We start from the raw sequence: 11,852 nt of genomic DNA on the forward strand, positions 1-11,852 counted from the left end.
GCCGGCCGCGTTCGTGGTCACCGGGCGACCTCCGCGCGCAGCCGGCGGGGCGCGGCGTGGGCGCGCAGCGCGGGAGCCACCGGGCGGCCTTCGAGCAGACCGGCGACCGTGCCCTGGTCGAGGGCCCGCCGGTAGATCGCGGCGGCGTGGCGGCAGGCCTCGATCGTGTGATCGATATCGCGGTCGGTATGCGCGGCGGAGGTGACGAACGATTGCCCGAGTACGCCGCGCCGCAGCAGTTCCTGCAGGAAGAGCGTGCGGTATTCCTGGGACGGGTTGCCGTCCGGATCGAGTGTCCGGAACACCAGGCACGACGGGCGTCCGGCGACACACAGCCGATCACCGATACCCAACTCGGCGGTGATCTCCTCGACACCCGCTCGCAGTCGCCGCCCGGCGGCCTCCATCCGGCCCACCGGGTCGGTGGTGGCGTAGGCGTGCACGACGGCCCGGAAGGCGGCCAGCCCACCGGTTTCCGGGCCGTGGGTGGTCGACAGCAGGAACACCCGGGCGGCGTCGGTCCGCAGACCGCCGAGTTCCAGGTATTCCCGGCGTCCGGCCAGCGCGGCGATGGGGAATCCGTTCCCCATCGCCTTGCCCCAGCACGAAAGATCCGGCACCACCCCGTACACCTGCTGTGCTCCGCCGGCCGACCACCGGAACCCGGTGATCATCTCGTCGAACACCAGCAGCGTTCCGTACCGGTCGCAGAGTTCCCGTACGCCGGGCAGATAGCCGGGCGGCGGTTCCTGTAGCGCGGTCGCGGCTTCCATGACCACGCAGGCGATCTCGCGCCCGGCCAGCAGCTGTTCCAGGGCGGGCAGGTCGCCGTAGGGGAAGGAAACGGTCGACTGGTGTGGGATGCCGGCCGACATCGCGGTGGTCCCGATGAACCAGTCGTCCACCGAGAAGAAGGGCTGGGCGCAGACGGCGACGGTGACCCGGTCGGTCACCGCCCGCGCCAGCCGGACCGCGGCGGTGGTGGCGTCGGATCCGTTCTTGGCGAATTTGACCATATCCGCGCCGGGCACCAGGGCCAGGAAATCCTCGGCGGCGGCCAGTTCGATGACAGTGGGCCGGGAGAAGCTGACGCCGTCGGCGACGGCGGCGGTCACCGCGTCGACGACCGGACGGTAGCCGTGCCCGAGCGTCACCGACCGCAGGCCCATCCCGTACTCCACGAATTCGTTGCCGTCGCAATCGGTGACGCGGCAACCCTGTCCCCGCACCAGCACCGGCGCCATGTGTTCGGGGTACTGGTCGGCGCCGCGGGCGTAGGTGTGCGCGCCGCCGGGCACCAGGTCGTGCAGCCGCGCCTGGACGCTGTCGCTGCGGCCGAAATCGGTGATCACACTCGCTCCTTCGCGGCTCAGCAGCCGGACTCGGTGAAAGCCTTCAGGTATCCGGCGGTCTGCCGCACATACATCCAGGCCTGGAACAGGGGGTCGGTACGGCTCGGGCTGGCGACCATGGTGAGTTCACCGTCGAAGCAGCGGCCGACGATATAGCGGGCCCGGGAGACATGCGGGGTGAAGGTGACCACGATGATGTGCCGCCAGCCGCCCGCCTCGGCCCGGCGGCGGATCTCCTGGGCTTCCCCGCGCGTGGTCCACGGGCGGGGTTCGAAACAGGTCACCCGGAACGGGTGGCCGGTGCGGCAGTAGCGGTCCATCCGCGGATCGTCGAGACCGGTGGACGCGGAGATCAGCAACTCCGGGGCCCATCCTTGCCGGGCCAGCGCGAGTCCCACGTCGAATCGCTCGTACGGGGTCCCGCCGAGCACCACGACGGCGTCCGCGCGCCGGAGCGGGTCCACCTGCGGCCGGACGAATACCGGCCATCCGGCGACCGCCGCCAGGGTTACCAGGACGAGGAGGGCGGCCGCCACCCGCCACCTTCGGTGGGTCTGTGCGGTCATCTCAGCGAACCGGACGGTCGCGACCCAGCGGCGCGGTGCGCAGGGCGCCGTCGGGTGCGACCACCAGTCGCCAGTACCCGCCGTCGGGATCGCGCAGGACGACACCGGCGTCGGCGTGGTCGGACAACCACGCCCCGCTGGACAGCACCGCGGCCAGGCCCGCACCGTCGGGGGCGACGGCCCGCAGGATCTCCTCCTCGCCCTCGGCCCGGGCGGTGACCGGACCGGTGAAGGTCGGACGGTGGGTCTGGCCGCGGCCCAGGACCTGCCAGTTGCTGGGAAACACCCGCGGGCCGATCTCGGTGCCCGCACCGGAGATCAGGTTCACCGCGATTCCCTCCGGGCAACCGGCCTCGGCGATCCGCAATTCGACCGGGCTGCCGCCGGGATCGGCGTCGAAGGCGATATTCGCCAGATACGGCTGGCGGCAGTAGATCAGGTCGATATCGCACGAGCGCGCCGCGACCTTGCAGTTCACCATGCCGAACTGGGACGGGCCGCCCTTGCCCGCGGCGCCGACCTGCACCGCGATATCGGCGCCCTCGAACCACACGTTGGTGAGCCACCAGTTGTTGGCGGCGCCGTCGACGAACAGGTGGCGGTCGGTGGTCGCCGGATCGTTGTCGGAGACGAATTCGACATTGGTCAGCGACAATCCGGCGTTGTGGTCGTTGCCGGTGCCCAGCACCCCGATCCGATTACCGGAGAACTTCGAGGAGGTGACGTAGTTCTGGATACACGAGGTGGCCAGTCCGACCCCGAAATTGTTGATATCGCAGTCGATGAAGGAGGTGCCGCCGGTGTTGGCCTCCAGCACCACGCCGGTCTGCGCGGCGTAGCGGGGATAGTTGTCGGCGAGATGATTGCCGCGGATGAGAACGGTATCGAAACTGCAGCGGAAACATTCGGTGAGCCGGACCGCGGTGGCCTCGGGCCCGGACAGATAGAACCCCATCCGCGCGAACCGGACCCGCTGTTTGCCCTCCAGGTCGACCAGCACGGTGTCCTGGTCGCAGAACACCGTGGTCACATCGGCACCGTCGCCGTAGACGACGGAGTGGTCGGGCAGGTCGGGCCAGGCGGTGACCCGGTACTCGCCGGCGGGCAGATACACCACCGGCGGGGCGCCGTCGGTGCGGCACGCGGCGGCCAGCGCCTCGGTATCGTCGGCTTTCCCGTCGCCGACGGCGCCGAACGCGCGGATATCGCGTACGGTCGACGAGGCGGTGCCGGTCGCCAGCACTATGGGCGCGGGCGGGCCCGACGCGGCCAACGGCACCGTGATGGCACCGATCCCGGCGGCGCCGAGGCTCGCCGCGAGCAGATCGCGCCGCTGGATCCGCCGCTTTCCGTCCTCGCGGCGCGTTCGATATTCGCTCACGACCGCCGCCACCAGGTCCGGCGGGGCGCCACCGCGACCACCCCGCACACCGTCGCACCGGCCGCGGTCAGCGCCACCAGCGACGACTCGATTCCGCCCCGCCGGCCGCTACCGAGCCGCACCACCGCGACGGTGCCCGCCGCCTTCGGCGCGACGGCCGGGGCGTCGGCGGCGGCGATATCGACGATCACGCGGTCGAAGCGTTTCGCGACCTCGCCGAGAATCGTCTCGAACCGCGCGGATGCCAGCAGATCCGGGGTGCGTTCGTCCGGACTGCCCAGAGCCAGGACAACCACCGATCGCTGCGGCCAGGGGACGAAGGCCTCGTCGAGATGGATGTCCTCACGCAGGATCGCCGCCAGCCCGTCCGCCGCCCGCGCGCCGGTCTCGGTGGGGATCGCGGGCGCGGGGGCGGGCAGTTCGTCGAGTGCCGTGGCCGGTTTGGTCCGTAGATCGAGTTTGACCGTCGGGGGGTCGAAGATCTCCCCGCGGATCGCCGCGGAGGTGCGGCCGGACGCGGCGGTCACCAGCTCGCGGGCCTGCTTGCCGTCCCGTACCGGCCAGTCGCCGGCCGCCGCGGGCGGCTGGAGGGCGGATTCGGGCAGCAGGGTCGAGACACCGCGACCGGTGGTGTTCGCATCGATCACCAGAACCTGTGCGCCGGTGGCGCCCAGTACCGAGGCCGAGCCGAGAACGACGGCGGGTTCGGGTTTCGCGTCCAGCGTCGTGAAGAGCAGCGGTTTCGCCCCGGGCAGGCGCGACCGCAGGGCCCGCAGATCGGCCTGCTCACGCTCTGCGCCCGGCGCGACCGTGCCCAGTACCGGATGCCCCAGTGCCGCGAGTTCCGCGCTGTCGCGGATCCGGGTGTTCAGCCGATCCAGCAGATAGGCCAGGACCGCGCCGAGCAGCAGGCCGGCGAGCGCGCCGACCACGTACAGCCGGGAGCTGCCCGGACCGCTCGCCTCGACGGGCGCCTGTGCCGCGTCGACCACCGCGACCCGGGCGGCGGGCGCGGCCGTGACCTCGATGGTCTCCAGTTCGTCTACCAGCGCCCGGAACTGGGCGACCACCTGGTCGGTGAGCACCCGGCTGGTCTCGGGGTCCTCGTCGGTCACCGAGACCCGCAGCAGTGAGGTCGCCGGCGGTGTATCGGCGGTGATCGCGGCGCGTAATTCGTCGCGGTCCAGGTTCAACCCGAGCTGGCCGATGACCCGGTCCACCACGTGATCGCTGGTGACGAGCTCGAGGTAGGACCGCACCCGCTGCTGGGCGGCCAGGCCGCCCTGATAGGAATCGGCCACCGATGTGCCGGTGGCCATCGAGACGTACAGGGTGCTGGTGGCCGTATAGGTGGCCGGCGTCGATTCGGCCTGATACGCCGCCAGACCCACGCCCAGCGCCACGCCCGCCAGCAGCACCGCCCAGTAGCGGCGCAGCAGGCGCAGGTAGTCGGGCAGTTCCATCATTGTGTTCCTTCACTTCCCACGCTTGCGCCGACCGGTACCGCGACGGGCCCGGCCGGTGGTTGTCCATCGGGTTCGCCGGGCGGCCCGAGCGGTCGGTGTATGCGCCGCCACTGGCCCACGGCCAGCCGCACCAGCCAGGCCAGCACCACGACCTGCAAATATTTTCCGAGAGTTTCGGCGCTGCCGAGCATGCCGCGTTCGAAGACGACCGGCACCTCGATCAGCGCGATGCCGAACAGCGCCGGCACCAGATGCCGCGCGTACAGGGACCGCGCCCAGCCCACCAGGACGACCGCGGTGAACGCCACCCCCACCACGACTCCCGGCAGACCGCCGATCACATAGCCTTCGCTGATATTGCCCTCCGCCAGCGAGACCGATACCTGGCTCATATCCACCGAAGCGCCGCGTACCTCGCTCGCCCAGGCGGTTCCGGCGTGCAGCTTCTCCTCGGCCAGCAGCTGCGCCGGCACCATACTGCGCGCCAGGTGACCCACCACCTCGCCGGGGCCCAGCCACGAGTTCGGCCCCACATAGTAGGCGTCGGTGGCGGCCTCGAGCAGGTCGAACCGGCGCAGCAGACTCAGGAACGGGCGCACCCCGGCGGGGTAGGCGCCGTCCACGGCGGCCGCTTCGGCACGTAGATACGGGGAGGTCTTCAGCGACTGCAGCCAGTCGAATCCGGCGATACCGGTCACCGACACCGCGCCGATGCCGAGTACCTTCGCCCGGGTCCAGCCGGTGAGCGCGAAGCGCACCGCGACCGCCAGCGCGGCCCCCAGGATCGGCGTCTTCGATTCGGTGGCCGTGGTCCACCACAGTTCTCCGGCCATCAGCACGCCCAGTACCGCGATGGTGCCGGACTGCCGCGGCGGGCGGGCGAAGACGATCAGTCCGATCGCGCCCAGGATGGCGGGCATGGTGAGCAGACTCAGCACCGGCGAGGCGCTCTGCACGTCACCGGCCTGCCCGGCGGCGCCGGTGGCCACGCTGAGCAGCCGGGCGAACGTGCCCAGGACGTAGAGGACCCACAGGGTGGCGATCAGGTCCGGGTCGCCGGCCAGCGGCGCCCGCCCCGGCCGGGGTCGCCGCCGGGTCCACAGCGCGAAGACCAGCACGATCAGCGCGTAGACGGTGAGCCCGAATGCCACCGGGCGCAGGGCGGCCTCGATTCCCACGTCGTACCCGATCTCGGCCAGCCGCGGGTCGGCGACATTGTCGCCGAAATGTGGATCGGGTCGTACGGTCAGCAGCACCACCGGACGCGCGACATACGACATCGCCCAGTACACCGCCTGCGCGATGAGCAGCACCCGCAGCACACCGTGGGTGAATAGCGCCGCGCCCACCATGGTCGCCAGCGCCGCCACGACGACCAGCAGCGGCCCGTTCGAGGTGATCAGGTCCGGGATCACCATCGGCACCGTCGCGCGGTCGGCGGTTCAGTCCAGCGCACGCAGGATCTCCTTCGCCCGGTCGGTATAGGTGTGACCGCCCTCGACGACCCGTCGGTACCCCGCCTCGGCGGTCTTGGCCGCTTGATCGGGGTAGAGCGCGCAGCGTTCCAGGATCTCGTCGAGTTCGTCGCGGCTGGAGAACAGGAAGGCCTCGGTGCCGTCGTCGAGCAGTTCGGCGTGTTCGTCGGTGCGTTCGCCGACGAACAACCCACCCGAGGCCGGGACTTCGAAGGTGCGGCAGGTGTGGGTGTCACGGTTGGCGGAGTTGAGCAACACCAGGTTCGCCGTCACCGACGCCACCGCGATCGCGAAATCCTCCCCGTACACCGGTCCGGCGACGGCGGCGCGGGTGGTCTGCAACTGGCGTACCCGCCGCCAGCCCGGCCCGCGGACCAGCAGCTGCGACCCGTAGGTGCGGGCCAGCGACACCATGCCGGGCCGCCGGTCCGGGCGGCAGGCACCGATGAAACCGACCAGGAACTGCCGGGTGCCGCGCCGGGCCGCGGGATGATGCCAGGCCGGATCGTAGGCGCTGCGCACGAACAGTGTCCGGGAGACACCGCGGTCGGCGAGTTCGGGCAGATTGTGACGTTTGGTGGTGACCACCATGTCCCATTCCGTCTCGTGCGCGAGATAGTCCGCGGTGGTGTTCGCCGGATTCGAGACATCGTCGGGGCTGTAGTGCACGTGCAGCGCGGCCGGTATCTCCAGCAGCCGGCTCTGGTCCAGGAATACCGATTTGAACCCGAACACCAGATCCGGATGCAGTTCGGCGGCGGCCCGCTCCAGCCGGGTGTGTATCCGGTCCACCGTCCACGGCGCCCGCCGCTCACCGGTTTTCGCGTACAGCCACGACGGTGACAACCGCGGTGGCAGGGTAACCGGTGTGGAGTCGACCACGATCACCTCGTGGCCGAGCCGGCGGAACCCCTCGGCGAGCGAGCGGGCGTTGCTGCCCAGCCAGTCGTCGCCGACGAACAGAATCCTCATCGCGTCCCTCTCCTCTGCGCACCGGCGGGCTGCGCAGCGCCCGCGGTGCGTTCCCGCACGATCAGTGCGCGCATCCGCGCGAGATACCAGATCGCCACCGCGAATTCCGCGGCCACGATCCCGGCCGCCAGCGTCCATACCGAATGGGTGCGCAGGGTGAGCAGCAGTGCGCAACCCGCCACGACGGTGCCGGTGGCCGAACCGATCAGCACTCCGACCGTGTCCTGCCGGACCGGCAGGACCGCAGTGGTGACGAACGAGGTCACCGTGGTGGCCGGCAGGATCAGCGCTTCCAGGCGCAGCACCCCGGCGGCGCCGCCGAACTCGTCGCCGAACACCAGCCCGATGATCAGCGGCGCCGCCACCCACAGCGCGGCGGCCGCCACACACGCCGCCGCCACACACATCCCGAGTGCGCGCAGCGCGTCCGGCCAGAACCGTTCCTCGCCGCTGCGCTTGGCCAGCCGGGGCAGCAGTGCGAAACCGATCGGGTCCAGCAGCGACTGCACCGCCCGCACCAATCGGTCGGCGGCGGAGTACAAACCGAGCGAGGCCGCGTTCAGTACCGCGCCGTACACGGCGGCCGCGCCCTGCCCGTAGCTGGTGGTCAGCAGCCGTCCCGTCACCACCGGCAGGGCCGCGCGGATCAGCTTCCACGCCCCGTGCGGGCGTCCGGGCGGACCGAACGTACGCCAGGTGTCCCACCAGGTCAGCGCGAGACTGATCACCGAGGAGGCGAGCAGGCACAGCATCGCCATGGCGGCGGTCGGGAACCGGGGCAGCAGGGTCAGCAGCGCCACGAGATATCCCACCCGCGCGATCGACTGGTACAGCGTGGACGCACCGAAACGACCCTGGCCGATGAGCACCCAGTCCTCCGACATCGACCAGAAACCACCGACGAACAGACCCAGCAGGACCATGCCCAGATAGTCCGGCGCGCCCGCGGGCACCGCCGCCACCAGCGCCACGGCGAGTACGCCGAGGATGCCGCCGCGGATCGCCAGATAGGTGCCGCGGGTGTGGTTCACCACGCTCCGGTCGGTACCCGACTCCTGGACGCGCGCGGCCAGATAGGAGGTGATACCCAGGTCCACGATGAGTGAGCCGAGGAAGTACGCCGACATCCCGATGGCCAGCAGACCCATTCCGGAGGCGCCCAGCAGCCGGGCGATCAGCGGCAGCGTCGCCACCGTGACCAGGTACTGGCCGTACTTGCCGAAGCTGACGTAGGCGATATCGCGCAGGACCGTCGCCAGTTCCCGCAGTCGCGCCGCCCTGGTCCGCGGCCCTGTCTCCGCCGGCGGGATCGTCGTGATCACCGGGAGTTTCTCGGTCGGCCAGTCGGCGAAGGCCGGGATTATCTCGGTGGGCAGGTCGTAGTCGGGGACCCGCAGGCCGTCCACCGACACCGGATAGTGGCGGTGGACGATCCGGATCGGGATGGTATGGGGGTCGGCGGGATTCAGCACGCGCGCACCGCCCGGCGGCCGGTGACCTGTTCCAGCAGCCCGGTGACCGCGCGGACAGTGGCCGCGATCCCGAAATCGGCGCTGCGTTCGCGCGCTGCCGCGCTCAGCCGGGTGCGTAGTGCCGGGTCGGCGATGAGCCGGTCCAGTGCGGCCGCGAGTGCGGCGGGATCGCCGGGTGGGGTCAGCAGGCCGTCGATCCCGGGCCGTAGAACCTCGGCCGGACCGCCCGCGTCGGCCGCCACGACCGCGCATCCGGCGGCCATGGCCTCCACCACCACCTGTCCGAAGGGTTCGGCGAGTACGGAACAGTGCACCGCGATATCGGCCCGCACGAAATAGGGGCCCGGATCGTCGACGTGCCCGGTGAACTCGACGGGCAGGTCCAGCGCGGTGGCCGTGTGCTCCAGTCGCGCGCGGTAGTCCTGTTCACCGAAGAAGGTCCCGCCCACCACCTGGACGGCGGCGGGCCGGTGGCGCAGCAGCGGGAGTGCGCGCAGCAGGACCTCGTGCCCCTTCCACGGGGTGAGGCGCCCGACCATGACGATCCGGACCGCGCCGGGGTCGCGCTGGGCCGCCCGGCGCGGGATCGGTAGCGGCTCGACGCCGGGATGGGCGACCACCGCGACGCGGCCCCGGGTATAGAGGGTGCGCAGGGTCGACCGGCTGTTGGCGACCATGCCCCGGGCGAACGTCCACCCCAGCACCCGCAACGCGAACGCCAGTATCCGGCCGAAATATTCGCCGCTGACCCGGTCGTGGACCTGCCAGACCAGCGGCACCCCGGCGCGGCGGGCCGCCACCGCGCCCATCAGCAGGGCCTTGGTGCTCTGCGCGACGACCACATCCGCGCCCTCGGCCCGGACGATCGCCCCGAGCCGCACGCCCAGCCGCACCAGGCCGGCCGCCCCGCTGAGCAACCGCAGCGGCCCGGAGCCGTCGACGGTCAGCGCGCGGCTGTCGAAAGCATTCCCGCACACGGTGACCGGTATCCGGTGGGCGCGGAACCGGTCGACCATCGGACCGGGCGCGGTGAGCAGCATCGACGCGTCCACCGTGCCGCCCGCGCGCAAGGCGCTCAGCAGCCGCAATGTCGCGAGTTCGGCGCCGGAGGGGGCGGCGGTATGGGAGAGGAACACGGCGCGGATCATCCGGTGAGCTCCCGGTAGAGGGCGATATGCCGATCGGCGGCCGCGGACCACGAGAAGGTCTCGGCATGCGCCCGGCAGCGGTCCGGGCCCGGGACCGCGCCGTCGAGCGCGGCGGCCAGCCGGGCGGCCAATGCGTCCGCATTGCCCGGGGCGACGATCAGTGAGGGATCCAGGCCCCGGACCGAATCGGGCAGGCCGCCGCACGCGGTGACAACCGGGGCGCGGCCCGCCGCCAGCGATTCCAGTGCGATGAGCCCGAAACCTTCCAGCGCGACCGACGGCACCACGGTGACCGTGGCGCGTCCGTACCAGCCGGTGAGCTCGGCGTCGTTGACGCGGCCGGTGAAGGTCACACTCGATCCCAGCGCCCGGGCCTGCTCTCGCAGCGATACCTCGGCCGTACCGGTGCCGACCAGCACCAATCGTGCCTCCGGATGGGTGGCCCGCACCTCGGGCCAGGCCCGCAGCAGCACATCGATACCCATCCGGTGTTCCAGCCGCCGCACACACAGGACCAGTGGCGCATCGGCGGGCGGGGGAGCGGGGCGGAACCGGTCCAGGTCGACACCCGGCGCGATCACGGTCACCGTGTCCGGTCGCACCCGGTAGTCGTGCACCAGCAGGTCCCGGAAGTGCTCGGACAGTACGACGAACCGGTCGGCTGGCCGGGCGCGTAGCCGTTCCAGCGCGTATTTCGCTCCGGCGGCCAGTGCGCTCCCGCCGGCCGCGCGGCTCTCCGCCGCCCACGGCCCGTGGAAATGCACCACCAGATGCCGGGCGCGCGTGTCCGGCGGTCCGTACAACGCGAAATGCCGGTCCAGCACGGTCGCCCGGCCGACGCCGGGCCGGCAGTCCCGGAACGCCGTGCGCGTGCGGCGCCAGGTGGGGCCCCCGGGCGGCCCCCAGGACAGCCCGCCCGGCGGCGCGTCGCCGAACGCGGCGGCCGAGACCTCGACCTCGGGCCGGTCGATCAGGGCGCCGAAGAGATCGGTGAAGTAGCGGTTCAGCCCGCCCGCCGCGGCCCCGAACCACTCCGAGCCGGTCATATGGACCCGGGGCGGGGCGGCCGTCGCGGTCATCGGCGCGATCCGATCCGGGCCCGCGCGACCTGTCCCACCCGGACCCCGAGCCGCTCGAGCGCCGTCCGCGCCAGCCGCAGATCGCCGATGGTCACATCCAGTGGTGAGACCAGCAGCGGGCAGTCCCGGGCCAGGCGGTGATGGAAACGCAGGGTTTCGCTGAGTTTGCTCACCGTCGAGGTGCGGGCGCAGAGATTGAACGACGACGCCCGCCAGGCCGCCGCCACCTCGGGCAGACCGAAGAACAACCCGAACTGCCCGATCCGCGCGAACAGGTCGACATCCATGGGGAACACCAGGTCCCCGCGCAGTCCGCCGACCCGGTCGAAGTGCTCGCGCCGGAACATCGCGGCCGCGGTGGGCCCGAAATCGGCGGGCCCGCGGCGCACGATGGTGCGGGCCAGTGCCCGGGAGGTGCGGACACCGTCCAGACCGGGCAGGCCCAGCCCGGTCTCGACCAGCTCGCCCTGTTCGTCGATCACCTGGAAACGGCTGGAACTGATGGCGAATGCCGGATCGGCCATCACCTCGAGCTGCGCCGCGAGCGAGCCCGGCAGCAGGATATCGTCGGCGCACACCACTTTCACCAGATCACCGGTCGACAGCGCGATCGCGCGATTCCAGTTGTCGCCGATGGCCAGCGTCGTGGCATTGCGTTCCACCCGGATCCGCGGATCGTGGAAGGAGGCGGCGATCTCGCCGGTGGCGTCGGTGCTCGCGTTGTCGAGCACCACCAGCTCGAAGTCGAGGTCCTGACTCAGAATCGAACGCAGCGTCTGCTCGAGCGTCCGCGCGGCCTCGTAGGCCGGGACACAGATCGACACGCTGACCACTGGTGATCCTTTCGATGAAATGGGAGGGGCTACGCCGGGCGGTCCCGGCGTATCCGAGGAGACGGTGTGCTGCCGGTGCGTCGGCGCGAGCCGGCCACCGGGGGTGTG

10 protein-coding genes are annotated in these 11,852 nt (G+C 71.3%); all 10 read right to left on the reverse strand.

From position 1 onward, the window contains the following. Positions 1–17: 17 nt before the first annotated feature. The gene (locus ON38_RS26960) at positions 18–1,349 is read right to left on the reverse strand and encodes a glutamate-1-semialdehyde 2,1-aminomutase (RefSeq protein ID WP_039827855.1); all 1,332 of its coding nucleotides are present in this window, start codon (positions 1,347–1,349) and stop codon (positions 18–20) included. A 20-nt stretch (positions 1,350–1,369) separates the two neighbouring features. Further along, positions 1,370–1,918: a YdcF family protein gene (locus ON38_RS26965; protein ID WP_051165224.1), complete on the reverse strand. Its 549-nt coding sequence runs from the start codon at positions 1,916–1,918 to the stop codon at positions 1,370–1,372. Position 1,919: 1 nt separating this feature from the next. Further along, complete coding sequence (locus tag ON38_RS26970; RefSeq protein ID WP_245564233.1) at positions 1,920–3,299, reverse strand: glycosyl hydrolase family 28-related protein; 1,380 nt, start codon at positions 3,297–3,299, stop codon at positions 1,920–1,922. After that, a complete protein-coding gene (locus tag ON38_RS34400; RefSeq protein ID WP_083873123.1) occupies positions 3,296–4,765 on the reverse strand; it encodes a hypothetical protein in 1,470 nt (489 codons plus the stop codon). Before ON38_RS34400 ends, ON38_RS26970 begins: the two co-directional genes overlap by 4 nt. Beyond that, complete coding sequence (locus ON38_RS26980) at positions 4,762–6,183, reverse strand: hypothetical protein (protein ID WP_083873124.1); 1,422 nt, start codon at positions 6,181–6,183, stop codon at positions 4,762–4,764. Before ON38_RS26980 ends, ON38_RS34400 begins: the two co-directional genes overlap by 4 nt. Before the next feature lie 24 nt (positions 6,184–6,207). Further along, positions 6,208–7,212, reverse strand: coding sequence for a CgeB family protein (locus tag ON38_RS26985; RefSeq protein ID WP_039827839.1), 1,005 nt, complete (start codon positions 7,210–7,212; stop codon positions 6,208–6,210). Continuing rightward, a complete protein-coding gene (locus tag ON38_RS26990) occupies positions 7,209–8,522 on the reverse strand; it encodes a lipopolysaccharide biosynthesis protein (protein ID WP_083873128.1) in 1,314 nt (437 codons plus the stop codon). Before ON38_RS26990 ends, ON38_RS26985 begins: the two co-directional genes overlap by 4 nt. Before the next feature lie 155 nt (positions 8,523–8,677). Next, the gene (locus tag ON38_RS26995) at positions 8,678–9,832 is read right to left on the reverse strand and encodes a glycosyltransferase family 4 protein (protein WP_039827840.1); all 1,155 of its coding nucleotides are present in this window, start codon (positions 9,830–9,832) and stop codon (positions 8,678–8,680) included. After that, complete coding sequence (locus ON38_RS27000; RefSeq protein WP_039827861.1) at positions 9,829–10,878, reverse strand: glycosyltransferase family 4 protein; 1,050 nt, start codon at positions 10,876–10,878, stop codon at positions 9,829–9,831. The genes ON38_RS26995 and ON38_RS27000 overlap by 4 nt, the downstream gene beginning before the upstream one ends. A 29-nt stretch (positions 10,879–10,907) precedes the next feature. Continuing rightward, positions 10,908–11,744, reverse strand: coding sequence for a glycosyltransferase family 2 protein (locus tag ON38_RS27005; protein WP_039827841.1), 837 nt, complete (start codon positions 11,742–11,744; stop codon positions 10,908–10,910). Between the last annotated feature and the right edge of the window lie 108 nt (positions 11,745–11,852).

The sequence above is a fragment of the Nocardia testacea NBRC 100365 genome (assembly GCF_000308775.1).
In the GTDB taxonomy this organism is placed as follows: Bacteria; Actinomycetota; Actinomycetes; order Mycobacteriales; family Mycobacteriaceae; genus Nocardia; species Nocardia testacea.